The sequence below is a fragment of the Sphingomonas beigongshangi genome (assembly GCF_016820445.1).
In the GTDB taxonomy this organism is placed as follows: Bacteria; Pseudomonadota; Alphaproteobacteria; order Sphingomonadales; family Sphingomonadaceae; genus Sphingomonas; species Sphingomonas beigongshangi.
In genome coordinates, this window is the sequence record NZ_JADHDT010000003.1 from 242,723 (window position 1) to 264,024 (window position 21,302).

The 21,302-nt window shown below is 65.9% G+C and carries 33 protein-coding genes; 1 reads left to right on the plus strand and 32 read right to left on the minus strand.

Going from position 1 to position 21,302, the window contains the following annotated elements; translation table 11 throughout:
• Positions 1 to 50 precede the first annotated feature (50 nt).
• The 4 genes from rpsK to IQ292_RS07005 all read right to left on the minus strand — a co-directional run bounded on the left by rpsK (position 51) and on the right by IQ292_RS07005 (position 2,278).
• On the minus strand, positions 51 to 440 hold the full coding sequence (gene rpsK, locus IQ292_RS06990) for a 30S ribosomal protein S11 (protein WP_017979464.1): 390 nt from the start codon (positions 438 to 440) through the stop codon (positions 51 to 53).
• Between the two features lie 106 nt (positions 441 to 546).
• Positions 547 to 915 carry a 30S ribosomal protein S13 gene (gene rpsM, locus IQ292_RS06995; RefSeq protein WP_115377298.1) on the minus strand — a complete coding sequence of 123 codons (369 nt, stop codon included), beginning with the start codon at positions 913 to 915 and terminating at the stop codon, positions 547 to 549.
• Between the two features lie 250 nt (positions 916 to 1,165).
• Positions 1,166 to 1,966: a hypothetical protein gene (locus IQ292_RS07000; RefSeq protein WP_203309588.1), complete on the minus strand. Its 801-nt coding sequence runs from the start codon at positions 1,964 to 1,966 to the stop codon at positions 1,166 to 1,168.
• Positions 1,967 to 2,014: 48 nt separating this feature from the next.
• The gene (locus tag IQ292_RS07005) at positions 2,015 to 2,278 is read right to left on the minus strand and encodes a hypothetical protein (protein ID WP_203309589.1); all 264 of its coding nucleotides are present in this window, start codon (positions 2,276 to 2,278) and stop codon (positions 2,015 to 2,017) included.
• A gap of 116 nt (positions 2,279 to 2,394) precedes the next feature.
• Here IQ292_RS07005 and IQ292_RS07010 point away from each other — a divergent pair, with 116 nt between their 5' ends.
• Positions 2,395 to 2,541: a hypothetical protein gene (locus IQ292_RS07010; protein WP_203309590.1), complete on the plus strand. Its 147-nt coding sequence runs from the start codon at positions 2,395 to 2,397 to the stop codon at positions 2,539 to 2,541.
• 6 nt (positions 2,542 to 2,547) lie between these two features.
• On the opposite strand, the gene IQ292_RS07015 is transcribed toward IQ292_RS07010, so the two are convergent.
• The 28 genes from IQ292_RS07015 to fusA form a co-directional block, all read right to left on the minus strand.
• On the minus strand, positions 2,548 to 2,748 hold the full coding sequence (locus IQ292_RS07015) for a hypothetical protein (RefSeq protein WP_203309591.1): 201 nt from the start codon (positions 2,746 to 2,748) through the stop codon (positions 2,548 to 2,550).
• Between the two features lie 134 nt (positions 2,749 to 2,882).
• Complete coding sequence (locus tag IQ292_RS07020; protein ID WP_238940877.1) at positions 2,883 to 4,361, minus strand: sensor histidine kinase; 1,479 nt, start codon at positions 4,359 to 4,361, stop codon at positions 2,883 to 2,885.
• The gene (locus tag IQ292_RS07025) at positions 4,255 to 4,944 is read right to left on the minus strand and encodes a winged helix-turn-helix domain-containing protein (protein ID WP_203309592.1); all 690 of its coding nucleotides are present in this window, start codon (positions 4,942 to 4,944) and stop codon (positions 4,255 to 4,257) included. Before IQ292_RS07025 ends, IQ292_RS07020 begins: the two co-directional genes overlap by 107 nt.
• Before the next feature lie 250 nt (positions 4,945 to 5,194).
• Positions 5,195 to 5,845, minus strand: coding sequence for an adenylate kinase (locus IQ292_RS07030; protein ID WP_203309593.1), 651 nt, complete (start codon positions 5,843 to 5,845; stop codon positions 5,195 to 5,197).
• Positions 5,846 to 5,882: 37 nt separating this feature from the next.
• Positions 5,883 to 7,247, minus strand: coding sequence for a preprotein translocase subunit SecY (gene secY, locus IQ292_RS07035; protein WP_203309594.1), 1,365 nt, complete (start codon positions 7,245 to 7,247; stop codon positions 5,883 to 5,885).
• Between the two features lie 180 nt (positions 7,248 to 7,427).
• A complete protein-coding gene (gene rplO / locus IQ292_RS07040; protein ID WP_203309595.1) occupies positions 7,428 to 7,970 on the minus strand; it encodes a 50S ribosomal protein L15 in 543 nt (180 codons plus the stop codon).
• 168 nt (positions 7,971 to 8,138) lie between these two features.
• Complete coding sequence (gene rpmD, locus IQ292_RS07045) at positions 8,139 to 8,315, minus strand: 50S ribosomal protein L30 (protein ID WP_115377306.1); 177 nt, start codon at positions 8,313 to 8,315, stop codon at positions 8,139 to 8,141.
• Between the two features lie 6 nt (positions 8,316 to 8,321).
• Positions 8,322 to 9,044 (minus strand): 30S ribosomal protein S5, encoded by a 723-nt coding sequence (gene rpsE, locus IQ292_RS07050; protein ID WP_203309596.1) that lies wholly within the window; start codon positions 9,042 to 9,044, stop codon positions 8,322 to 8,324.
• 3 nt (positions 9,045 to 9,047) lie between these two features.
• Positions 9,048 to 9,404: a 50S ribosomal protein L18 gene (gene rplR / locus IQ292_RS07055; protein ID WP_203309597.1), complete on the minus strand. Its 357-nt coding sequence runs from the start codon at positions 9,402 to 9,404 to the stop codon at positions 9,048 to 9,050.
• Positions 9,404 to 9,937: a 50S ribosomal protein L6 gene (gene rplF, locus IQ292_RS07060; protein ID WP_203309598.1), complete on the minus strand. Its 534-nt coding sequence runs from the start codon at positions 9,935 to 9,937 to the stop codon at positions 9,404 to 9,406. The genes rplR and rplF overlap by 1 nt, the downstream gene beginning before the upstream one ends.
• Entirely contained in the window at positions 9,937 to 10,332 is a 396-nt protein-coding gene (rpsH, locus tag IQ292_RS07065) for a 30S ribosomal protein S8 (RefSeq protein WP_115377310.1), read from the minus strand. Before rpsH ends, rplF begins: the two co-directional genes overlap by 1 nt.
• Positions 10,333 to 10,342: 10 nt before the next feature.
• Positions 10,343 to 10,648: a 30S ribosomal protein S14 gene (gene rpsN, locus IQ292_RS07070; RefSeq protein ID WP_115377311.1), complete on the minus strand. Its 306-nt coding sequence runs from the start codon at positions 10,646 to 10,648 to the stop codon at positions 10,343 to 10,345.
• 105 nt (positions 10,649 to 10,753) lie between these two features.
• The gene (rplE, locus tag IQ292_RS07075; protein WP_203309599.1) at positions 10,754 to 11,338 is read right to left on the minus strand and encodes a 50S ribosomal protein L5; all 585 of its coding nucleotides are present in this window, start codon (positions 11,336 to 11,338) and stop codon (positions 10,754 to 10,756) included.
• Complete coding sequence (gene rplX / locus IQ292_RS07080; RefSeq protein ID WP_203309600.1) at positions 11,331 to 11,648, minus strand: 50S ribosomal protein L24; 318 nt, start codon at positions 11,646 to 11,648, stop codon at positions 11,331 to 11,333. The genes rplE and rplX overlap by 8 nt, the downstream gene beginning before the upstream one ends.
• On the minus strand, positions 11,648 to 12,016 hold the full coding sequence (rplN, locus tag IQ292_RS07085) for a 50S ribosomal protein L14 (protein ID WP_017979484.1): 369 nt from the start codon (positions 12,014 to 12,016) through the stop codon (positions 11,648 to 11,650). Before rplN ends, rplX begins: the two co-directional genes overlap by 1 nt.
• Positions 12,017 to 12,179: 163 nt before the next feature.
• Entirely contained in the window at positions 12,180 to 12,452 is a 273-nt protein-coding gene (gene rpsQ / locus IQ292_RS07090; RefSeq protein WP_203309601.1) for a 30S ribosomal protein S17, read from the minus strand.
• 10 nt (positions 12,453 to 12,462) lie between these two features.
• Positions 12,463 to 12,681: a 50S ribosomal protein L29 gene (rpmC, locus tag IQ292_RS07095; protein WP_203309602.1), complete on the minus strand. Its 219-nt coding sequence runs from the start codon at positions 12,679 to 12,681 to the stop codon at positions 12,463 to 12,465.
• Positions 12,681 to 13,115 (minus strand): 50S ribosomal protein L16, encoded by a 435-nt coding sequence (gene rplP / locus IQ292_RS07100; RefSeq protein WP_203309603.1) that lies wholly within the window; start codon positions 13,113 to 13,115, stop codon positions 12,681 to 12,683. The genes rpmC and rplP overlap by 1 nt, the downstream gene beginning before the upstream one ends.
• Positions 13,116 to 13,127: 12 nt before the next feature.
• Positions 13,128 to 13,835: a 30S ribosomal protein S3 gene (gene rpsC, locus IQ292_RS07105; protein ID WP_115377317.1), complete on the minus strand. Its 708-nt coding sequence runs from the start codon at positions 13,833 to 13,835 to the stop codon at positions 13,128 to 13,130.
• Positions 13,835 to 14,212, minus strand: coding sequence for a 50S ribosomal protein L22 (gene rplV, locus IQ292_RS07110; RefSeq protein WP_115377318.1), 378 nt, complete (start codon positions 14,210 to 14,212; stop codon positions 13,835 to 13,837). Before rplV ends, rpsC begins: the two co-directional genes overlap by 1 nt.
• On the minus strand, positions 14,212 to 14,487 hold the full coding sequence (gene rpsS / locus IQ292_RS07115; RefSeq protein ID WP_115377319.1) for a 30S ribosomal protein S19: 276 nt from the start codon (positions 14,485 to 14,487) through the stop codon (positions 14,212 to 14,214). The genes rplV and rpsS overlap by 1 nt, the downstream gene beginning before the upstream one ends.
• Before the next feature lie 4 nt (positions 14,488 to 14,491).
• The gene (gene rplB, locus IQ292_RS07120; protein WP_203309604.1) at positions 14,492 to 15,328 is read right to left on the minus strand and encodes a 50S ribosomal protein L2; all 837 of its coding nucleotides are present in this window, start codon (positions 15,326 to 15,328) and stop codon (positions 14,492 to 14,494) included.
• Positions 15,329 to 15,333: 5 nt separating this feature from the next.
• Positions 15,334 to 15,645 (minus strand): 50S ribosomal protein L23, encoded by a 312-nt coding sequence (locus tag IQ292_RS07125; RefSeq protein ID WP_203309605.1) that lies wholly within the window; start codon positions 15,643 to 15,645, stop codon positions 15,334 to 15,336.
• Complete coding sequence (rplD, locus tag IQ292_RS07130) at positions 15,638 to 16,264, minus strand: 50S ribosomal protein L4 (protein ID WP_203309606.1); 627 nt, start codon at positions 16,262 to 16,264, stop codon at positions 15,638 to 15,640. The genes IQ292_RS07125 and rplD overlap by 8 nt, the downstream gene beginning before the upstream one ends.
• 3 nt (positions 16,265 to 16,267) lie before the next feature.
• Positions 16,268 to 17,005 carry a 50S ribosomal protein L3 gene (rplC, locus tag IQ292_RS07135; RefSeq protein WP_203309607.1) on the minus strand — a complete coding sequence of 246 codons (738 nt, stop codon included), beginning with the start codon at positions 17,003 to 17,005 and terminating at the stop codon, positions 16,268 to 16,270.
• 215 nt (positions 17,006 to 17,220) lie between these two features.
• Complete coding sequence (gene rpsJ / locus IQ292_RS07140; protein ID WP_007406109.1) at positions 17,221 to 17,529, minus strand: 30S ribosomal protein S10; 309 nt, start codon at positions 17,527 to 17,529, stop codon at positions 17,221 to 17,223.
• 276 nt (positions 17,530 to 17,805) lie between these two features.
• Positions 17,806 to 18,999: an elongation factor Tu gene (tuf, locus tag IQ292_RS07145; protein WP_203309608.1), complete on the minus strand. Its 1,194-nt coding sequence runs from the start codon at positions 18,997 to 18,999 to the stop codon at positions 17,806 to 17,808.
• 202 nt (positions 19,000 to 19,201) lie between these two features.
• Positions 19,202 to 21,295, minus strand: a complete 2,094-nt coding sequence (gene fusA, locus IQ292_RS07150) for an elongation factor G (protein ID WP_203309609.1) — start codon at positions 21,293 to 21,295, stop codon at positions 19,202 to 19,204.
• Positions 21,296 to 21,302 lie beyond the last annotated feature (7 nt).

The window sequence follows — 21,302 nt, forward strand, 5'->3', positions numbered from 1 at the left end:
CGCCGGCCTGGTAAAAACGCGCGGTGCCGCTCGTCAGCGGCCGCGCAGCATCAGACGCGACGACGCTTCGACGGACGGACGCCGTTGTGCGGGATCGACGTCACGTCGCGGATCGACGTGATCTGGAAGCCGACCGCCTGCAGCGCGCGCAGCGCCGACTCGCGGCCCGAACCCGGACCCTTCACCTCGACCTCGAGCGTGCGGACGCCGTGCTCGGCGGCCTTCTTGCCCGCGTCCTCGGCAGCGACCTGGGCCGCGTAAGGAGTCGACTTGCGGCTGCCCTTGAAGCCCATCATGCCGGCCGAAGACCAGCTGATCGCATTGCCCTGCGCATCGGTGATGGTGATCATGGTGTTGTTGAAGCTGGCGTTCACATGCGCGACGCCGGCGGTGATGTTCTTGCGCTCGCGACGGCGAAGGCGCTGCGGTTCACGTGCCATTGTTGGTAATCCTGACCAAAATCTCGTGGTACGGAGATCGGGAGGCGCTCAGCCTCTTGCCTGCCTCCGGCGGAGAAGAAGAAAAAACGATCCCCCGGGATCGTTTTTACTTCTTCTTGCCCGCGATCGGCTTCGCCTTGCCCTTGCGGGTGCGCGCGTTGGTGTGCGTACGCTGACCGCGGACCGGCAGGCCCTTGCGATGACGCAGGCCGCGATAGCAGGCGAGGTCCATCAGGCGCTTGATGTTCATCGCGGTCTCGCGACGAAGATCACCCTCCACCGTGTGGTCGGCGTCGATCGTCTCGCGGATCTGCAGCACTTCCTGGTCCGTCAGGTCCTGGATGCGACGCTCGGCGGCGATGTTCAGCTTACCGGTGATCTCCTTGGCCTTGGCCGGGCCAATGCCGTGGATGTACGTCAGCGCGATCACCACGCGCTTGTTGGTCGGGAGATTGACACCCGCGATACGTGCCATGAAACGTTTCTCCTAGCTCCACAGGGGCCGGCATGGCTAGCCACGACCCCCATCTCGTCGCATCTTCCGCACAGACACCGACCCCTTGTACGCATGAGCGCGGCGAGCGCAAACAAGCGCCGCCGGGAACCGGTGTTTCGGAAGCGATGGCTGTTAAGCGGCCGGTAACGTCATGTCAAGCGATCGGTTCCCCTCGTCGACGCCGGCGGCGCGGGCCCCTGACGGGCCGCCGCGCGCCGGCACCCTCGCGCTATTGGCGATAGGCGACGAACTGCGTTTTCGTCCCTGCCTTTCGATCCTCGGTGACGACGGTCATGGTCTTGCCGTCCGGCGCCACCGTCATCGTATAGACGGACACAACCTTGCCGCCGCGCAGGTCGGTTTCCTCGATCGTCCGGGCGCCGACACGGCGCACCTTGACGACGGTGCCGGCCGGATCGCCGACGATCGGCGCGGCAGGCCCACCAAATTTTGCGGTATAGGTCTCGCCGCTGGGCTGCGAGAAGGCGAGCGCGCCGCCCGCGTCCTTGAACGTCATGTACAGGCTCGAGTCGCTCACCTGCTTGATCTCGGCCCGCTGCCAGCTGCCCGATACGGCGTGCGCACCCGCCGGCGCGGTTCCGATCCGCGTTTCGGTCGATGTGCCAGACTGTTCGATGCCCTTGGCATTGTCGGTCGACCGCCATGAGGTAGTGAGCGTCTTGCCGTCGGCGGACACGGTGTCGGTGCTGGTCGAGACGGTCGTGCCGCCGCGCGCATAGGTATAGGCGACGGTCAGCGGATCGACGATCCTGACCGTGAGGTGATCCCAATAATCGTGACCGGCGACCGCCTGCGCGCTCCCGTCCGCCTTGACGGCGATCGGCGGGGTACAGCTCGCGCAGGTGTAGTGCCCGTCCTTGATCGCGAAGATATCGGGCTTGGTCGGGAGCTTGGCGGACGCGACGTCGCCCTTCCAGGTGCCGGTGATCGATGGGGATGTCTGGGCGGCGACGGGTGCTGCGAAGGTGATCGCCGCGATGGCGGCCAGGCGATAGGCGGAGCTGGGCATCGAAGTTCCTTCGGGTCGAGAGGGAACGCGCTACTCGGTCCGAAAGGACTATCCCCGCTGCGTATCGGGGTCAACCAATTCCGATACGGCCCTTTTTCGCGCAAGTGCCAGCCACCAGCGGCGCAGCGCGATCGCGGTCCACAACAGTTCGACGGCGCCGAACGGCCACGCGCCCTGCAGAAAGCCGTAAGCCGACGACAGCAGACAGCCGAGCGCGAAGCCGAGTGTCCACCACGGCGACCGCGCTTCCATCATATAGCACAGAAGCATGAACAGGATGGCGAACAGGCCGAACAGCGACAGCGGATCCATGCCGACCGACGTGGCCGCTCGCTACCAGCCGCGCAAGGCCGGCGACCTATGTCGCCGTTAACCCAATGTTAGCCGTCCCGGAGACACTCGGGTCGGACCGCCAGAGGAGTAGTTCCATGCCGCTCGCGCACCGCATCAGCGATCACATCGCCGCCCGAGTCGGCACGCCGCACCCGGCCCCTGCCGGGCCATGGATCGCGCCCGCCATCGCCGATCTCCTCGCCAGGATCGAGGCGGCGCTGCGCACCGGCACGCGAGGCTGACGGCGCTCAGGCGATCGGGATGGCGCCGGGTGCCGTGAAGGCCATGACGAGCAGCATCACCGCCAGACCGGCGGACAAGCCGCACAGGGTATAGCCGACATATTCGAGGACCGGCGGATTTGCCCGACCGGAGCGGCGGTTGCGCTCGGCTCCCTGCAACACGAAACTGGCCAACATTCCATAGGTGAATACGAACGCCCCGAGCATGATGCTCCCTCTCGCCGCCAAACGGTCCAAGCCCCCGCGGCCCCCCGGCCGCACGCAGCGCCAAACCTAAGCTTTGGTCCGCTGACAAATGGTTAACTGCCAGTCGCCCGAAAAATGCGACCAATGCCGACAGATCAGGTCGGCAGCACGATGCGGGCGATGAGCCCCGGGGCGTTGTCCGCCAGTTCGAACCGCCCGTCGTGGAGCCTGGCCACCGCCTCGATCAGCGCCATCCCAAGCCCCGCGCCCGGCGTGGTGCGGGCCGCATCGAGCCGACCGAAGCGCTTGAGCGCCTGCGCACGATCGGTTTCCGGAATGCCATGGCCGCGGTCTTCGACCTGGATAGCGATCGCGCCCGCTACCGTCGTCAGGCGCAGGACCAGCATTCTCCCCGTCGCGGCGTGCTTCAGGGCATTGTCGATGAGATTGCTGATCGCCTGGCTGAGCAATTCCCGATGCAGCGGCATCGCAGGCGGCTCGGCGTCGATCGCGACGGAGAAGACGAACCCCGCCTCCTCGGCGACCGGCTCGTACAATTCGCCGATCTCCTCGACGAGCTCGGCGGGCTCGACGAGCGTGAAGCGGTCGCGCGACACCGCCTCGGACCGGCTGATCTCGATGACCATCGTCAGCATGCGCATGACCAGATCGGTTTCGACCAGCAGCCCGCCGAGCGCCGCCTCCCGCGCCGCGGGATCCGCGATCAGCACCGCCTGTTCCGTCTTGGTCCTCAGGCGGGCGAGCGGCGACCGGAGATCGTGCGCCAGGCTGTCCGTGACGACGCGCAGCTCGACCATCAGCCGCTCCACCTTGCCCAGCATGCGGTTGAGCTGCTCCGCCAGGCGATCGAACCCGTCGCCATGCCCCCCGTCCATCGGCACGCGCCGCGACAGATCGCCCTCGCCCGCCGCCTCGACGACCGCGGCGATCCGTTCCAGCCTGCGTCCGACGTAACGCGCCAGAACGAGCCCGGCGAGAACGCCCAGCATCAGCGACAGGATGACCGCGACCGCCAATGCCCCCTCGATCGCCCGCTGCTCCGCCTGCACGAGGTCGAGACTGCGTCCGACGAGCAGCCAATGGTCTCCGATGGGATGCAGCGCATAGCCGACGTCGGTGGTGGTCTTCGAGCCGTCGATATCGGACATGCGAAAGGTCGCGGCGACGAGCGGGATCGTTACCCTTGCCGGTCCGAAGCCGCTGACGCGGTAGCCCCGACGATCGAGCACCGCCAGGACCAGCGAAGTGTCGCCGGGTGCGCGGCCTTCCCCGATCGCCTCGCGGACCGCGGCCATGCCGCCGGTGTGGAACAGCGCCCGCATCGCGTCGGACTTCTCGATCGTCTCGCGCCGTACCGTGCTGATCGCCGCGGCGCTGGTCTGCTTCCAGACGAAGCCGACGAGGACGAGGTTGGAGACGAGCGCGAGCGCGATCGACAGCAGCGCGATGCGCGCGGTGACCGACAGGCGAAGGGCGCGCAGGACGATGAGCTCCCTTCCGCCCGGCTCAATCCACGGCGAGGCGATAGCCCGCGCCGCGCACGGTGTGGAGGATCGGCACGCCGAAGCCGTCCTCCAGCTTGCGGCGAAGGCGCCCGATATGGACGTCGACAACGTTCGAACCCGGATCGAAATGATAGTTCCAGATCTTCTCGAGCATCATCGTGCGCGTCACCACCTGGCCGGCATGGCGAGCAAGGAACTCGAGCAGATTGAATTCGCGCGCGCCGAGCGGAATGGTCCGCCCCGCCCGCGTGACGTGACGCGCGAGCAGGTCGATCTCCAGATCGCCAACCGCCAGCTTGGTCTTGGTCGGTTCGCTCGCGGCGCGATCCGTCCGACGCACCAGCGCCTCGATCCGCGCGGACAGTTCGGCGAACGAGAAGGGCTTGCACAGATAGTCGTCCGCCCCGGCCTTGAGCCCGTCGACGCGATCATCCACCGCCGCGAGCGCGGACAGCACCAAGACCGGCGTCGCGATGCCCGCGGCACGGATCGCGCTGACCATCTGCAGGCCGTCCAGGCCCGGCAGCATGCGGTCGGCGATGATCAGGTCGAATATGCCCTCGCTCGCCAGGAACAGGCCGTCACGCCCGTCCTTCGCCGCCTCCACGGCATAGCCGGCCTCCGACAGCCCCTTGGTCAGATAGGCAGCGGTCGAGCTGTCGTCCTCGACAATCAGGATCTTCCGGGTCACGCGCGCTTCGTCCTCGTCGATCTCCGTTTGACGGGAAAGGCCGGCGGAAAGCAACCTCTCCGCCGGCCTCCAACGATACCCCCGGGAGTGTCGGGTACCGATCCTGCCAAATCGTTGATTGCCGTTCTAGGCTTAGCTGATCGCCGCGATCATGAAATCAGTATGAAAGATTCGTCATGTGACACGACAACGGGCGCCGCATCGCTGCGACACCCGTCGTCGACGCCCGTGGCGCCCGGCCGATGACCGCTTATCCGCGGCCGTCGAGGATCGCGTCGATCGACTGTGCGACGTGCTCGATGTCGGCCATGCCGTCGACGCGGTGCACCAGCCCGCGCACCTGGTAGATCGGCAGGATCGGCGCGGTCTTGGCGCGATACTCCTGCATCCGCGTACGGACCGTCTCCGCATTGTCGTCGGGCCGCCGCTTGAATTCGGTGGAGCCGCAGACGTCGCAGACGCCCGGCACCTTCGGCAGCTTGAAGCGGTCATGGTATCCGGTGCCGCAGCGGGCGCAGGTGTAACGTCCCTCGACGCGCTCGATCAGCGCGGCCTCGTCGACCTCGAGCTCGATGACGAAGTCGAGCGTCTGGTCGCGGGCCTCAAGCAGGCCGTCGAGCGCCTCGGCCTGCGCGGCGGTACGGGGATAGCCGTCGAAGATCGCTCCGCCACCGATACCCTGGTCGAGGCGTTCGCCGATCAGCGCCGAGACGATGTCGTCGGAGACAAGCTGCCCGGCATCCATCACGGCCTTTGCCTGCAGCCCGACGGGCGATCCCGCCTTGACCGCGGCGCGCAGCATGTCGCCGGTGGAAAGCTGGACCATGCCGCGCGTCGTCATCAGCCGCTGCGCCTGGGTGCCCTTGCCCGCCCCCGGCGGCCCGAGAAGGATGATGTTCACGCGCGTCTTCCCCTTTCAAACCGTGTGACGGCGCCGATCAGCGCAGGCGTCCGCCCTTCAGCTTCGCCTTCTTGATCAGATCGCCATACTGGTGCGCCAGCAGGTGGCTCTGGATCTGGGTCACCGTGTCCATCGTCACGTTGACCACGATCAGCAGGCTGGTGCCACCGAGATAGAAGGGGATCGACAGCGCCGACACCAGATATTCCGGCAACAGGCAGATGATGACCAGATAGGCCGCACCGATCACGGTGATGCGCGTCAGCACGTAATCGAAATAGGTCTCGGTGTTCTTGCCGGGACGGATGCCGGGGATGAAGCCGCCGTAGCGCTTCAGATTGTCCGCCGTCTCTTCCGGGTTGAACACCACGGCGGTGTAGAAGAACGAGAAGAAGATGATGCCGGCGGCATAGAGCGCCATGTACACCGGGCTGCCGTGCTGCAGATATTGGTTGAGCGTGATGATGAAGTCGCCCCACTTGCTCGTCCCTGCGACGCGCTGGCCGGCGAACTGGCTGATCGTCAGCGGCATCAGCAGCAGCGACGAGGCGAAGATCGGCGGAATCACGCCGGCGGTGTTGAGCTTCAGCGGCAGGTGGCTGCGATCGGCCTGCATGCCGCGCTGCGTCTGGCGCTTGGGATATTGGATCAGGATGCGGCGCTGCGCGCGCTCCATGAAGCAGATGAACAGCACGAGCACCACGACCGCCGCGACGATGCTGACCAGTCGCACCGCGTCGATCGAACCCGACCGGCCGCCCTCGAGCAGATTGACCAGCGTCGTCGGGAGATGCGCGACGATGCCGGCCATGATGATCAGGCTGACGCCGTTGCCGATGCCGCGGCTGGTGATCTGCTCGCCCAGCCACATCAGGAACATCGTGCCGCCGATCAGGCTGACCACCGCCGCGATGCGGAAGGTCAGGCCAGGCTCGATCACCGCCTGCACGCCCTGGCTGGCACCGAACGCCTCCAGGCCGACGGCGATGAAATAGCCCTGTACCGCGGTCAGCGCGACCGTGCCGTAGCGGGTGTATTGGTTGAGCTTCTTGCGGCCCGACTCGCCTTCCTTCTTGATCGCGGCAAGCTGCGGGCTGAGCGACGTCGCCAGCTGCACGACGATCGACGCCGTGATGTACGGCATCACGCCCAGCGCGATCAGCGACATGCGCGTCAGCGCACCGCCGGAGAAGGTATTGAAGAAGTCGAGCACGCCGCCGCTGGTCCGCTGCGACAGCTGGCTGAGCACGGTCGGGTCGATGCCCGGAAGCGGCACGTAGCTGAGCAGGCGGAAGACGATCAGCGCGCCGATCGTGAACCAAAGCCGCTTCTTGAGGTCGGTGGCCTTGGCGAACTTCGCCAGGCTGATGCTTTGCGCCATCTGGTCGGCTGCGGATGCCATGCGTGTCGGTGTCCTGGAAACAGAAACGGCGGGTAAGCGTTCAACCGCCCCCGCCGCTCATATAGTCATGCTCCGAGGCTTGTCTAACCCATGGGAGCTATTGTTCCCCGGCGGAGGCCGGAGCCCAGTCGCGGGCGGCCCGTTACTGGGCCCCGGCGGACGCCGGGGAACCGGCAAGGGTCACGCCTTGAACGACGCCTTCTTCTCCTGGCGCGCCTTGTAGGCGACGCCCTTCTTGGCGGCGGCCTTCTCGGCGGCCGGAACGACCGTCGGGACATCGACCGAACCGCCGGCCTTCTCGATCATCTCACGCGCCGAGGCGGAAACGCCGGCGACGGTGAAGGCCAGCTTCGCGGTCAGGTCGCCCTTGCCGAGCAGACGCACGCCGTCCTTGCCGCCACGCGCCAGGCCAGCAGCCTTCAGCGCCGCATGGTCGATCGTGCCCTCGGCCTTCAGCTTGCCCGAATCGATCGCCTTCTGGATCGCGCCGGTGTTCACCGTCGCATAGTCCTTGGCGAAGATGTTGTTGAAGCCGCGCTTCGGCAGACGCATGTGGAGCGGCATCTGGCCGCCCTCGAAGCCGGCGATGCTGACGCCCTCGCGGCTCTTCTGACCCTTGACGCCGCGGCCGCCGGTCTTGCCCTTGCCCGAGCCGATGCCGCGGCCGACGCGGATCTTGGACTTGCGGGCGCCCTGGTTGTCGCGGAGTTCGTTGAGCTTCATGATATGCACTCGCTTTCGCTTTTGTCGCGCTGATGGAAAAAGGAAGGGGGCCGATTAGCCCCCCTCCCCGTATTTGTCACTAGGTCCCGTGCTCCCGCGAACGCGGGAGCCCAGGGTCATACCGGTCCGGTCCGTGGCTTTAGCGTTCCTGCTTGCGCAGGACCACAATCAGCCCTGAACCTCGACCATGTGCTGGACCTTGCGGATCATGCCGCGGACCTCGGGGGTATCCTCGAGCTCCGAAACCTTGTGCATCTTGTTGAGGCCAAGGCCGACCAGCGTCGCGCGCTGATCCTTGGTGCGGCGGATCGGCGAACCGGTCTGCTTGATCTTGATCGTCGCCATGTCCCGTTACTCCGTGACGGCCGCGGCTTCGGCCTCGGCAACGCCCTTGTCGGCGCCGCCACGACCGAGCAGGTCGGCGATCTTCTTGCCACGACGCTGCGCGACGGACTTCGGCGAAGTCTGGTCGGTCAGCGCCTCGAACGTGGCGCGGATCATGTTGTAGGGGTTGGACGTGCCGACCGACTTGGTCACGACGTCGGCAACGCCCAGGCTCTCGAAGATGGCGCGCATAGGGCCACCCGCGATGATGCCGGTGCCCTGCGGCGCCGAACGGAGCGTCACGCGACCGGCACCGAAGTGGCCGTTGCCGTCGTGATGCAGCGTGCGGCCGTCCTTCAGGGGAACGCGGACCATCGCCTTCTTCGCCGAAGCGGTCGCCTTGGAAATGGCTTCCGGCACTTCGCGCGCCTTGCCATGACCGAAGCCGACGCGGCCCTTGCCGTCGCCCACGACGACCAGCGCCGCGAAGCCGAAGCGCTTGCCGCCCTTCACGGTCTTCGAGACGCGGTTGATGTGAACCAGCTTCTCGATCAGCTCTTCGCCGCCATCCTCGGCGCCGCGACGATCGTCGCGACGACCGCGGTTGCCGTCACGGCCGCCGCGACCACGATCGCCGCCCTGGCCGCGACCACGGCCGCCGCGAGGACCGCGACCGCCCTGGGGTGCCGCGTCCTGCTGCGGAGCGCCCTCGGCGCCGGCAGCCTGCTGCACGGTGTTTTCGTCAGCCATCACTTAGAACTCCAGTCCGGCTTCGCGAGCCGCTTCGGCGAGCGCCTTGACGCGGCCGTGGAACAGGAAGCCACCGCGGTCGAACACGACCTGCGTGACGCCGGCGGCCTTCGCCGCTTCCGCGACGCGCTTGCCGACCTCGGTCGCTGCCGCGACATTGGCACCCGACGTGTCGCGCGCACCCTTTTCCAGGGTCGACGCCGACGCGACGGTCTTGCCCGCCTCGTCGTCGATCACCTGGGCGTAAATGTGCTTGCCGGAACGGTGCACGGACAGGCGCGGACGACCACCGGCACGCGCCTTGAGCGCGGTACGATTGCGCCGACGGCGCTTCTCGAACAGAGAGAGACCCTTGGTCATTACTTCTTCTTCCCTTCCTTGCGGAAGATGAACTCGCCGTCGTACTTGATGCCCTTGCCCTTGTACGGCTCCGGCTTGCGCCAGCGGCGGATCTCGGCGGCCAGCTGACCGACCTTCTGCTTGTCCGACCCGCTGATCTCGACGGTGGTGGCGTCCGGCGTCTTCACCTCGATGCCTTCCGGCACGTCGATGTTGACGTCGTGGCTGTAGCCGAGCTGCAGCTTCAGGGTCTTGCCCTGCGCCGCGGCGCGATAGCCGACGCCGGTGATGACCAGCTTCTTCGAGAAGCCCGTCGTCACGCCGGTGACCAGGTTCTGCACCAGCGTGCGCTGCATTCCCCAGAAGGAGCGGGCGCGCTTGGTGTCGTTCGCAGGCGTCACGCCGATCGCGTCCGGCTGGACGTCATAGGCGATCTCGTCGGCGAGCGGCATCGACAGGGTGCCCTTGGGACCCTTCACGCTCAGCACCTTGTCGGCGATGGTCGCGGTGACGCCGGCCGGAACCGGGACCGCCTTCTTACCGATGCGACTCATCAGAACACCTCCGCCAGGACTTCGCCGCCGACGTTCTGCTCGCGCGCCTCGGCATCCGAGAGCACGCCGCGCGGAGTCGACACGATGGTGATGCCCAGGCCGTTGCGCACGCGCGGCAGGTCCTGCGCACCCGAATAGATGCGGCGGCCCGGCTTCGACACGCGGGCGAGATGCTTGATCGCCGGCTGGCCTTCGAAATACTTCAGCTCGACGCGGATGCCGGCCGCGGGGCCCATCTGCTCTTCGCTGTAACCACGGATATAGCCCTCGCGCTGGAGGACGTCGAGCACGCGGGCGCGCAGCTTCGACGCCGGCGTCAGGACGGAGTCCTTGCGCGCGCGCTGGCCGTTGCGGATGCGGGTGAGCAGGTCACCCAGGGGATCGGTCACTGCCATGATCTAATCCTTACCAGCTCGACTTCGTGAGGCCGGGGATCATGCCCTTGTTGGCAAGATCACGCAGCATGACGCGCGCGAGGCGGAACTTGCGGTAGTAAGCGCGCGGGCGGCCGGTGATCTCGCAACGGTTGCGGATCCGGGTCGGGTTCGCGTTGCGCGGCAGCTCCGCCATCTTGAGGCGGGCGATCAGACGCTCGCTCTCGTCCAGGCTCTCGTCGTTAGCCTGGGCCTTCAGCTTCGCAAACTTGCCGGCATATTGCTTCACCAGCTTCTTGCGACGCTCGTTCTTGTTGATCGAACTCAGTTTCGCCATGGACTTAAGCTCTTCTTCCTTAGCTCCCCTCCCGCGAACGGAAGGGGTTGGGGGAGGGAAGGACCGGCGCGAGCGCAGCTCGATACGGCCCCTCCCCTGTCCCGATTACGCCGCCTTCTTCTCTTCGGCGGCCTCGGGCTGCGGGAACGGGAAGCCGAACAGACGGAGCAGCTCGCGCGCTTCGTCGTCGGTCTTCGCCGAGGTGGTGACGATCACGTCCATGCCGCGCACCTTCTCGATGCGGTCATAGTTGATCTCGGGAAAAATGATCTGCTCCTTGATACCGCAGGCATAGTTGCCGCGACCGTCGAAGCTCTTCGGGTTCAGACCGCGGAAGTCGCGCACGCGCGGCAGGGCGATCGTGATGAAGCGGTCGAGGAACTCGTACATGCGCTCGCGGCGAAGGGTGACCTTCACGCCGATCGGCATGCCCTCGCGCAGCTTGAACTGCGCGATCGACTTCTTCGCCTTTGTCACCACCGGCTTCTGGCCGGCGATCAGCTCCATCTCCGAAGCCGCCTGATCGACGCGCTTCTTGTCCTGGGTCGCCTCGCCGACGCCCATGTTGAGCACGATCTTCTCGATCCGCGGAATCTCGTTGACGTTCTTGTAGCCGAACTTGTCGGTCATCGCCTTGATGATGCGATCCTCGTAGATCGCCTTCATGCGGGGCTTATAGGCATCAGCCATCGATCTTCTCCCCGGTCTTGACGGCCACGCGGACCTTCTTGCCGTCCTGGGTCTCGAAACGGACGCGGGTCGGCTTGCCGTCCGCGGTCACGTGCGCGACCTTCGAGATGTGCAGCGGCGCTTCGACGCGCTCCAGGCCGCCCTGCGGGTTCGCCTGGGTCGGCTTGCGGTGACGGGTCGCGACGTTGACGCCGCCCACGACGACCTTGCCGTCCTTCGGCATCGCCTGCGTGACGGTGCCGGTCTTGCCCTTGTCCTTGCCGGACAGGACGATGACCTGGTCGCCCTTCTTGATCTTCGCGGCAGCCATTACAGCACCTCAGGCGCGAGAGAGATGATCTTCATGTGCTTCTTGCCGCGCAGCTCGCGCACGACCGGGCCGAAGATACGGGTGCCGATCGGCTCCTCGTTCTTGTTGACCAGGACGGCGGCGTTGCCGTCGAAGCGGATGGTCGAGCCATCGGCACGATGAATGTCCTTGGCGGTGCGGACGATGACGGCGCGGTGCACGTCACCCTTCTTCACCTTGCCACGCGGCTGCGCTTCCTTGATCGACACGACGATGATGTCGCCGACCGATGCCGTGCGACGCTTCGAGCCGCCCAGCACCTTGATGCACTGCACCCGCTTCGCGCCGCTGTTGTCTGCGACGTCGAGATTGGATTGCATCTGGATCATCGATCCATTTCCTTCTCGTCAATGGGGTGGATACCGACCCAACCCCGCCTAAAACAATGACCCCGGCGCAGCGGACTGCACCGGGGGAGCGGCCCTGTAACCACTCCGCTGGCAGGACGCAAGCCCTGCCCTCGCCGTCCGCCGGCCGAAGCCGGACGGAGACTTATGCGTCGACGTCGACCCGTTCCGGCGTCGCATGGGTGTTCACCCGATCGATCACCTTCCAGGTCTTCAGCTTTGAGATCGGCGCAGTCTCTTCGATGCGCACGGTCTCGCCGGCCTTGTACTCGTTCGCCTCGTCATGGGCGTGGTACTTCTTCGAACGGCGGATGATCTTGCCGTAGAGCGGGTGCTTGACCTTACGCTCGACGTTCACGACCACCGTCTTCTCGCCCTTGTCGGAGACGATCACTCCGGTCAGCACGCGCTTCGGCATGTGTCGTTCCTTACTTGGCGGCCGCAGCGCTGGTGCGCTGCGCCTGCAGGGTCTTGATCCGCGCGATATCGCGACGGACTTCCTTCACGCGGCTCGGCTTCTCGAGCTGGTTGGTCGCAGCCTGGAAGCGCAGGTTGAACTGCTCGCGCTTCAGGTTGCCCAGGCTCTCGACGAGCTGGTCGTCGCTCTGGCCGTTGTAATCGGTCCCGTTCTTCTTACTCTGGGCCATTACTCGCCTCCGAGGTGCGAGGTGTCGCCCAGGCGGGCAACGACCTTGGTCTTGATGGGGAGCTTCATCGCGGCGCGGCTGAACGCTTCGGCGGCGAGGCCGCCGTCAACACCGTCCAGCTCGAACAGGATGCGGCCGGGCTTGACGCGGGCCGCCCAGAACTCCGGCGAGCCCTTGCCCGAGCCCATGCGGACTTCGGCGGGCTTCGACGAGACCGGCACGTCCGGGAAGACGCGGATCCACAAACGCCCCTGGCGCTTGATGTGACGCGTGATCGCGCGGCGGGCCGCCTCGATCTGGCGGGCGGTGATCCGCTCCGGCTCCAGGGCCTTGAGGCCATAGGCGCCGAAGTTGAGGCTCGTACCGCCCTTGGCATCGCCGTGGATGCGGCCCTTGAAGGCCTTGCGGAACTTGGTGCGCTTCGGTTGCAGCATGACTATCTATCCTTAGCGGCGGTCGTCGCGCGCCGGACGGACGCCGGAGGTCTGAGCCTCCATCATCAGCCGGTCGGTCGCCATCGGGTCGTGACCCAGGATCTCGCCCTTGAACACCCAGACCTTGACGCCGCAGACGCCATAGGACGTGTGCGCTTCGGCCTCGGCGTAATCGATGTTCGCGCGGAGCGTGTGCAGCGGCACGCGGCCCTCGCGATAGCTCTCCGAGCGGGCGATTTCCGCGCCGCCCAGACGGCCGCCGCAAGCGACGCGGATGCCCTCGGCACCCAGACGCAGCGCGGACTGCACCGCGCGCTTCATCGCACGGCGGAACGCGATGCGGCGCTCCAGCTGGTCGGCGATCGACTGCGCGACGAGACGCGCGTCGACTTCCGGCTTGCGGATCTCGACGATGTTGAGCGAGACGTCGGACGAGGTCATGCCGCCCAGCGTCTTGCGCAGCTTCTCGATGTCCGAGCCCTTCTTGCCGATGATCACGCCCGGACGCGCGGCGAAGATCGAGATGCGGCACAGCTTGGCCGGACGCTCGATGACGACCTTGGAGATCGCCGCCTGCGGCAGGGTCTTCATGATGTACTGACGGATCTTGAGATCCTCCAGCAGCAGACGGCCATAGTCATGGCCTTCCGCGAACCAGCGGCTGTCCCAGGTGCGGTTGATCTGCAGGCGCAGACCGATGGGGTTGCTCTTCTGACCCATTATGCTTCTTCCTGCTCGCGCACGACGATGCGCAGACGGCTGAACGGCTTCAGGATGCGCGTCGACTTGCCGCGGCCACGCGTGGCGAAGCGCTTCATCGTGATCGACTTGCCGACCGACGCCTCGGCGACGACGAGCGCGTCGACGTCGAGGTTGTGGTTGTTCTCGGCATTGGCGATCGCCGAGGCGAGCACCTTGCGGGCGTCGACCGCCATCGCCTTCTTCGAGAAGGCGAGGATGTTCAGCGCGTCGCCGGCCTTCTTGCCGCGGATCAGACCCGCGACCAGGTTCAGCTTCTGCGCCGACCCACGGATCTGGGTGCCGACGGACAGGGCCGACTTGTCGTCGACCTTGCGGGGGGACTGAGGCTTGCTCATCAGCGCTTGCCCTTCTTGTCAGCCGCGTGACCCGGGAAATACCGGGTCGGCGCGAACTCGCCGAGCTTCATGCCGACCATCTCTTCGTTGACGGTGACGGGCACGAACTTGCGGCCGTTGTACACGTTGAACGTCAGGCCGACGAACTGCGGCAGGATGGTGGAGCGGCGCGACCAGGTCTTGATCGGCGCGCGGCCACCGGCGTCCTGCGCCGTCTCCGCCTTCTTCAGCAGGCTCAGTTCGACGAACGGGCCCTTCCAAACAGAACGAGCCATCCTATCAGCCCTTCTTCTTCGCGTGACGGCTGCGGATGATCATCTTGTCCGTCGCCTTGTTGTGACGGGTGCGCGCACCCTTCGTCGGCTTGCCCCAGGGGGTGACCGGATGACGGCCGCCCGAGGTGCGGCCTTCACCACCGCCGTGCGGGTGGTCGACCGGGTTCTTCGCGACACCGCGGGTCAGCGGGCGCTTGCCCATCCAGCGGCTGCGACCGGCCTTGCCGAGGTTCTGGTTCTGGTTGTCCGGGTTGGACACCGCCCCCACCGTCGCCATGCACTCGCCGTGGATGTAGCGCTGCTCGCCCGAGTTCAGGCGAACGATCACCATGCCGCGGTCACGGCCGACGACCTGCACATAGGTGCCGGCCGAACGGGCGATCTGACCGCCCTTGCCCGGCTTCATCTCCACGTTGTGGACGATGGTGCCGACCGGCATCTGGCCCAGCTCCATGGCGTTGCCCGGCTTCACGTCGGTCTTCTTGCCCGCGACGATCTTGTCGCCCGGCGCCAGACGCTGCGGCGCCAGGATGTAGGCCAGCTCTTCGTCGGCATACTTGACCAGCGCGATGAACGCGGTGCGGTTCGGGTCATACTCGAGCCGCTCGACGGTCGCCTCGACGTCCCACTTGCGACGCTTGAAGTCGACGTAGCGGTACTTCTGCTTGTGGCCGCCCGCGATGCCGCGGCTGGTCACGTGACCCTTGTTGTTGCGGCCACCGGTCTTGCGCTTGCCTTCGGTAAGCGCCTTGACCGGCTTGCCCTTGTAGAGCGCCGACTTGTCGACGAGGATGAGGCCGCGGCGGGCCGGGCTCGTCGGGTTGTAATGCTTGAGTGCCATGACCCTTAGATCCCCGTCGTCACGTCGATGGACTGGCCATCCTTGAGGGTGACGATCGCCTTCTTCATGTCAGACCGCTGATAGGGGGCACCCTTCCAGCGCTTGGTCTTGCCCTTCTGGACGATCGTGTTGACGCCGGTCACGGTGACGTCGAACAGAGCCTCGACGGCAGCCTTGATCTGCGGCTTGGTCGCGTCGTTGGCGACCTTGAACACGACGGCGTTCTGCTCGCTGAGCAGGGTCGCCTTCTCGGTGATGTGCGGCGCGACGATCACGTCATAATGACGCACGTCGACGGCCTTCTGCTGCTTAGCCATTGAAGCGAGCCTCCAGCTTCTCGACCGCCGCGCGGGTCAGCACCAGCGTGTCAGCCTTCAGGATGTCATAGACGTTGGCGCCCATCGCCGGGAGGACGTTGACCTCGCGCAGGTTGCCCGCCGCCAGCGCGAAGCTGGTCTCGACGGCGTCGCCGTCGATGACGAGCGCGGTCTTGCCGAAGCCGAGCTTCGCCAGATCGCCCTTGAGCGTCTTCGTCTTGTTGCCCTCGACGACCAGGCTGTCCATGACGATCAGCGAACCCGCCTTGGCGTGGCTCGACAGCGCCATCTTCAGGCCCAGCGCGCGGATCTTCTTGTTCAGCGACGGATTGAAGTCGCGAACGCGGGCACCATGGGCCTTACCGCCGCCGATGAAGACGGGAGCGCGGCGATCGCCGTGACGGGCGACACCGCCGCCCTTCTGGCGACCGAGCTTCTTGCCCGAACGCGCGACATCGGCGCGCTCGCGGGTGCCACGCGCGGTGGCGCGACGCTTCTCCAGCTGCCAGGTGACGACGCGATGCAGGACGTCGGCACGCGGATCGAGGCCGAACACCTCGTCGTTGAGCTCGACATCCGCCGCGGCGGAACCGGCGAAGGACTTGACTGCGACCTTCACTTGTTAGCCCTCCTGGCCAGCGGTGGCTTCCGGAGCAGGCTCGGCAGAAGCGACATTGTTGTTGGCGGCGCTCTTCAGCCCGGCGGGCATCGGCGCATCGGCATGACGAGCGACCTTGACGGCGTCCTTGACGAACAGCCAGCCACCCTTCGAGCCCGGAACCGAACCCTTCACGAAGATCAGACCGCGCTCGACGTCGGTGCCGACGATCTCAAGGTTCTGCTGCGTGCGGTTCTTGTCGCCCATGTGGCCGGCCATCTTCTTGTTCTTGAAGACGCGACCCGGATCCTGGCGGTTACCGGTCGAACCGTGCGAACGGTGCGAGACCGAGACGCCGTGCGTCGCGCGCAGACCGCCGAAGTTCCAGCGCTTCATGGCGCCGGCGAAACCCTTGCCCTGGGTACGACCCTGGATGTCGACGAACTGGCCGGCGACGAAGTGATCGGCCGACAGCTCGGCGCCGACGTCGAGGAGGTTGTCCTCGCTCACGCGGAACTCGGCGACGACCGCCTTCGGCTCCACCTCGGCCTTGCCGAAGTGGCCGCGCTGCGGCTTGGCGACGTTCTTGGCCTTGGCGACGCCTGCGCCAAGCTGGACGGCCGTGTAGCCGTCGGTATTCATCTCGCGGCGGGCGATGACCTGCAGGCCTTCGAGCTGCAGGACGGTGACCGGCACGTGCCGACCGTCGTCCTGAAACAGGCGGGTCATCCCCATCTTCTTCGCGATCACGCCGGTGCGCATGATCCACACTCCTCACAGAGGCACGCTCGAACCATTCGAAACGTGCGTGTCGACCCGGAAATGCGAAGCGTGCCCCCGTCCCGGGCCGGTTGTCCTCTCAGCGATACGCTCAAGAACATGACGGGAGACGCTGCCCTGACTGCCGAGGCGGTCAGCGGTATCTCAAATGCCATCGCGCCGCGGGACATGAGTCGACCGCAGCGCGTAGGCAGCCCTTACGCGAGCTTGATCTCGACGTCAACGCCAGCGGCGAGGTCGAGCTTCATGAGCGCGTCGACCGTCTGCGGCGTCGGCTGCACGATGTCGAGCATGCGCTTGTAGGTGCGCACCTCGAACTGCTCGCGCGACTTCTTGTCGATGTGCGGGCCACGGTTGACGGTGAACTTCTCGATGCGGGTCGGCAGCGGAATCGGGCCGCGGATGAGCGCGCCGGTGCGACGCGCGGTGTCGGCGATGTCGCCGGTCGCCTGGTCGAGAACGCGATGATCGAACGCCTTGAGGCGAATGCGGATGTTGCTGTCCATGATCCCTACCGATGCGAATACGAGCACGACCCCGGCCGTCGCCCCGACCGCCATGATGGCGATGGAGCCTCGTGCCGCAGGCCGCAGGCCGGCGGGATGAGATCCCGATGCACCGCTCAATGCGGCACCGGAACGACGAGAAAGAGCCGAAACTCAAAAACTGAAGGCGCGCCCACTACAGGCACCCTCATAAAAAGGCAATCGCCCGACTCCCTTTTTTTGGGGAGCCGGGCGAAAAACCTCGGTCAGCGACGGCGCGAGCGCGCCGTCGGCGTCTTACTTGTCGATCGAGCTCACGACGCCCGCGCCGACGGTACGACCGCCCTCACGGATGGTGAAGCGCTGGCCGACGTCCATGGCGATCGGCGCGATCAGCTTGATGCCGAGCGCGATGTTATCGCCAGGCATGACCATCTCGGTGCCCTCGGGCAGCTCGACGGTGCCGGTCACGTCGGTGGTGCGGAAGTAGAACTGCGGACGATAGTTGGCGAAGAACGGCGTGTGACGGCCACCCTCTTCCTTCGACAGCACGTACACTTCCGACTTGAAGTCGGTGTGCGGCTTGATCGAGCCGGGCTTGCAGAGCACCTGGCCACGCTCGACCTCGTCGCGAGCGACGCCGCGGATCAGCGCACCGACGTTGTCGCCGGCCTGGCCCTGGTCGAGCAGCTTGCGGAACATCTCGACGCCGGTGACGGTGGTCTTGCGGACCTCCGGGTGGATGCCGACGATCTCGACTTCCTCACCGACCTTGATGATGCCGGTCTCGACGCGGCCGGTCACGACGGTGCCGCGACCCGAGATCGAGAACACGTCCTCGATCGGCATCATGAACGGCTTGTCGAGCGGACGCTCCGGCTGCGGGATGTAGTCGTCGACGGCCTGCATCAGCTCGAGGACGGCGTCCTTGCCAAGCTTCTCGTTCGAACCCGAGAGCGCGCAGGTGGCCGAACCCTTGATGACGGGGATGTCGTCGCCCGGGAACTCGTACGAGCTCAGCAGCTCGCGGATTTCCAGCTCGACGAGCTCAAGGATTTCCTCGTCGTCGACCAGGTCGACCTTGTTCATGAACACGACCATCGCCGGCACGCCGACCTGGCGGGCGAGCAGGATGTGCTCACGGGTCTGCGGCATCGGGCCGTCGGTCGAAGACACGACCAGGATCGCGCCGTCCATCTGCGCCGCGCCGGTGATCATGTTCTTCACGTAGTCGGCGTGACCCGGGCAGTCGACGTGCGCATAGTGGCGATTGGCGGTCTCATACTCGACGTGCGCCGTCGAGATGGTGATGCCGCGCGCGCGCTCTTCCGGCGCCTTATCGATGTTCTCGAAGTCGACCTTCTCGGACAGGCCCTGGTCAGCCAGAACCTTGGTGATCGCCGCGGTCAGCGAGGTCTTGCCATGGTCGACGTGGCCGATGGTGCCGATGTTCAGGTGCGGCTTGTTCCGCTCGAATTTTGCCTTAGCCATTTTCCTACCTTCTGATTCGAATTCGGTGCCGCCCGGGGCTACGCGAACGCGGCCCTGTAGCGGGAGTTTGTCGGTAATGCCAGCCCCCGTGAAGGAGGGCCGCACGGGATTGATCCCGCGTCGTGGGACGGCCTCGGCAGGATGCCGATCCGCCGCCGGCCTTTCGACGTTGCGGGGGCAGGCAGGCCTGCCCCCGTTCGCCTTAGGCCATCTTCGCCTTCACCTCGTCGGCGACGTTCTGCGGCACTTCGTCATAGTGCGAGAACTGCATCGAGTAGCTGGCGCGGCCCTGCGTGAAGCTGCGCAGCGAGTTGACGTAGCCGAACATGTTGGCGAGCGGCACCATCGCGGTCACCGCCTGCGCGTTGCCGCGCGTGTCGGTGCCCTGGATCTGGCCGCGACGGCTGTTCATGTCGCCGATCACGTCGCCGAGGTAATCCTCCGGCGTCACGACCTCGACCTTCATCACCGGCTCGAGCAGCGTGATGCCCGCCTTCTGGGCGCCCTCACGCATCGCACCGCGGGCGGTGATTTCGAAGGCCAGCGCCGACGAGTCGACGTCGTGATACGCGCCGTCGTACAGCGTGATCTCGAAGTCGATGATCGGGAAGCCGACCAGCGAACCGGTCGCCGCCGTCTCGCGGAAGCCCTTCTCGATCGCGGGGATATATTCGCGCGGAATGTTACCGCCCTTGATCTCGTCCTTGAAGATGATGCCCGCGCCGCGTTCGCCCGGAGTCAGCTTCACCTTCACGCGGCCGAACTGCCCGGTGCCGCCCGACTGCTTCTTGTGGGTATAGTCGATGTCGACGGGCTTCTTGAGATATTCGCGATACGCCACCTGCGGCGCACCGACGTTCGCCTCGACCTTGAACTCGCGCTTCATGCGGTCGACGAGGATCTCGAGGTGGAGTTCGCCCATCCCCTTGATGATCGTCTGGCCCGACTCGTGATCGGTCGACACGCGGAACGAGGGATCCTCGGCGGCGAGGCGATTGAGCGCGATGCCCATCTTCTCCTGGTCGGCCTTGGTCTTCGGCTCCACCGACAGCTCGATCACCGGCTCCGGGAATTCCATGCGCTCGAGGATGATCGGGTGCGCCGGATCGCAGAGCGTGTCGCCCGTCGTCGTCTCCTTGAGACCCGCGAGCGCGACGATGTCGCCGGCGCGCGCCTCTTCGATGTCCTCACGCGAGTTCGCGTGCATGAGGAGCATGCGGCCGATCTTTTCCTTCTTGTCCTTCACCGAGTTCAGGTAGCCGCCCTTGGTCAGGACGCCCGAATAGATGCGCGCGAAGGTGAGCGAGCCGACGAACGGGTCGTTCATGATCTTGAACGCCAGCGCCGAGAACGGCGCGTCGTCCGACGACGGACGCTCGTCCGGCGTCTCGCCGTCGAGCTTGACGCCCTTGATCGCCGGCACGTCGAGCGGGCTCGGCAGGAAGTCGACGACGGCGTCGAGCAAGGGCTGCACGCCCTTGTTCTTGAACGCCGAGCCGCAGACGACCGGCACGAACGACATGTTCAGCGTACCCTTGCGGATCAGCGCCTTGAGCTGCTTGGCGTCGGGCTCGTTGCCCTCGAGATACGCCTCCATCGCCTCGTCGTCCTGCTCGACGGCGAGTTCGATCAGCTCGTTGCGGTACTTCGCCGCCTTCTCGGCCATGTCGTCGGGGATCGGCTGATATTCGAACTTCGCGCCCAAGCTCTCCTCGAGCCAGATGATCGCGCGATTCTCGACCAGGTCGACCAGCCCCTTAAAGCCGCCCTCGATGCCGATCGGCAGATACAGGACGGCCGGCTTCGCACCCAGGCGATCGATGATCGACTGGACGCAGAAATAGAAGTCGGCGCCGGTGCGGTCGAGCTTGTTGACGAAGCACATGCGCGGCACGCCGTACTTGTCGGCCTGACGCCACACGGTCTCGGACTGCGGCTCGACGCCGGCGACGCCGTCGAAGCACGCGACCGCGCCGTCGAGGACGCGCAAGCTACGCTCGACCTCGATGGTGAAGTCGACGTGGCCCGGCGTGTCGATGATGTTGATCAGATGCTCGGGGCCCTTGCCCTCTTCGGCCTTCCACTTGCAGGTGGTCGCCGCCGAGGTGATCGTGATCCCGCGCTCCTGTTCCTGCTCCATCCAGTCCATCGTCGCGGTGCCCTCATGGACCTCGCCGATCTTATAGGACTTGCCGGTGTAATAGAGGATGCGCTCGGTCGTCGTGGTCTTGCCGGCGTCGATATGCGCCATGATGCCGATATTGCGGTATAGTTCGAGCGGATGGCTGCGGGCCATGATCGGG

Bases quoted from the DNA above. Each gene is read 5' to 3' on its own strand.
- rpsK (WP_017979464.1), bottom strand. From the start codon at position 440: ATGGCACGTGAACCGCAGCGCCTTCGCCGTCGCGAGCGCAAGAACATC.
- rpsM (WP_115377298.1), bottom strand. From the start codon at position 915: ATGGCACGTATCGCGGGTGTCAATCTCCCGACCAACAAGCGCGTGGTG.
- IQ292_RS07000 (WP_203309588.1), bottom strand. From the start codon at position 1,966: ATGCCCAGCTCCGCCTATCGCCTGGCCGCCATCGCGGCGATCACCTTC.
- IQ292_RS07005 (WP_203309589.1), bottom strand. From the start codon at position 2,278: ATGGATCCGCTGTCGCTGTTCGGCCTGTTCGCCATCCTGTTCATGCTT.
- IQ292_RS07010 (WP_203309590.1), top strand. From the start codon at position 2,395: ATGCCGCTCGCGCACCGCATCAGCGATCACATCGCCGCCCGAGTCGGC.
- IQ292_RS07015 (WP_203309591.1), bottom strand. From the start codon at position 2,748: ATGCTCGGGGCGTTCGTATTCACCTATGGAATGTTGGCCAGTTTCGTG.
- secY (WP_203309594.1), bottom strand. From the start codon at position 7,247: ATGGCATCCGCAGCCGACCAGATGGCGCAAAGCATCAGCCTGGCGAAG.
- rplO (WP_203309595.1), bottom strand. From the start codon at position 7,970: ATGAAGCTCAACGAACTCCGCGACAACCAGGGCGCCCGCAAGTCCAAG.
- rpmD (WP_115377306.1), bottom strand. From the start codon at position 8,315: ATGGCGACGATCAAGATCAAGCAGACCGGTTCGCCGATCCGCCGCACC.
- rpsE (WP_203309596.1), bottom strand. From the start codon at position 9,044: ATGGCTGACGAAAACACCGTGCAGCAGGCTGCCGGCGCCGAGGGCGCT.
- rplR (WP_203309597.1), bottom strand. From the start codon at position 9,404: ATGACCAAGGGTCTCTCTCTGTTCGAGAAGCGCCGTCGGCGCAATCGT.
- rplF (WP_203309598.1), bottom strand. From the start codon at position 9,937: ATGAGTCGCATCGGTAAGAAGGCGGTCCCGGTTCCGGCCGGCGTCACC.
- rpsH (WP_115377310.1), bottom strand. From the start codon at position 10,332: ATGGCAGTGACCGATCCCCTGGGTGACCTGCTCACCCGCATCCGCAAC.
- rpsN (WP_115377311.1), bottom strand. From the start codon at position 10,648: ATGGCGAAACTGAGTTCGATCAACAAGAACGAGCGTCGCAAGAAGCTG.
- rplE (WP_203309599.1), bottom strand. From the start codon at position 11,338: ATGGCTGATGCCTATAAGCCCCGCATGAAGGCGATCTACGAGGATCGC.
- rplX (WP_203309600.1), bottom strand. From the start codon at position 11,648: ATGGCTGCCGCGAAGATCAAGAAGGGCGACCAGGTCATCGTCCTGTCC.
- rplN (WP_017979484.1), bottom strand. From the start codon at position 12,016: ATGATCCAGATGCAATCCAATCTCGACGTCGCAGACAACAGCGGCGCG.
- rpsQ (WP_203309601.1), bottom strand. From the start codon at position 12,452: ATGCCGAAGCGCGTGCTGACCGGAGTGATCGTCTCCGACAAGGGCGAG.
- rpmC (WP_203309602.1), bottom strand. From the start codon at position 12,681: ATGGCCCAGAGTAAGAAGAACGGGACCGATTACAACGGCCAGAGCGAC.
- rplP (WP_203309603.1), bottom strand. From the start codon at position 13,115: ATGCTGCAACCGAAGCGCACCAAGTTCCGCAAGGCCTTCAAGGGCCGC.
- rpsC (WP_115377317.1), bottom strand. From the start codon at position 13,835: ATGGGTCAGAAGAGCAACCCCATCGGTCTGCGCCTGCAGATCAACCGC.
- rplV (WP_115377318.1), bottom strand. From the start codon at position 14,212: ATGAGCAAGCCTCAGTCCCCCCGCAAGGTCGACGACAAGTCGGCCCTG.
- rpsS (WP_115377319.1), bottom strand. From the start codon at position 14,487: ATGGCTCGTTCTGTTTGGAAGGGCCCGTTCGTCGAACTGAGCCTGCTG.
- rplB (WP_203309604.1), bottom strand. From the start codon at position 15,328: ATGGCACTCAAGCATTACAACCCGACGAGCCCGGCCCGCCGCGGCCTC.
- IQ292_RS07125 (WP_203309605.1), bottom strand. From the start codon at position 15,645: ATGGCTAAGCAGCAGAAGGCCGTCGACGTGCGTCATTATGACGTGATC.
- rplC (WP_203309607.1), bottom strand. From the start codon at position 17,005: ATGCGCACCGGCGTGATCGCGAAGAAGATGGGGATGACCCGCCTGTTT.
- rpsJ (WP_007406109.1), bottom strand. From the start codon at position 17,529: ATGGACAGCAACATCCGCATTCGCCTCAAGGCGTTCGATCATCGCGTT.
- tuf (WP_203309608.1), bottom strand. From the start codon at position 18,999: ATGGCTAAGGCAAAATTCGAGCGGAACAAGCCGCACCTGAACATCGGC.
- fusA (WP_203309609.1), bottom strand. From the start codon at position 21,295: ATGGCCCGCAGCCATCCGCTCGAACTATACCGCAATATCGGCATCATG.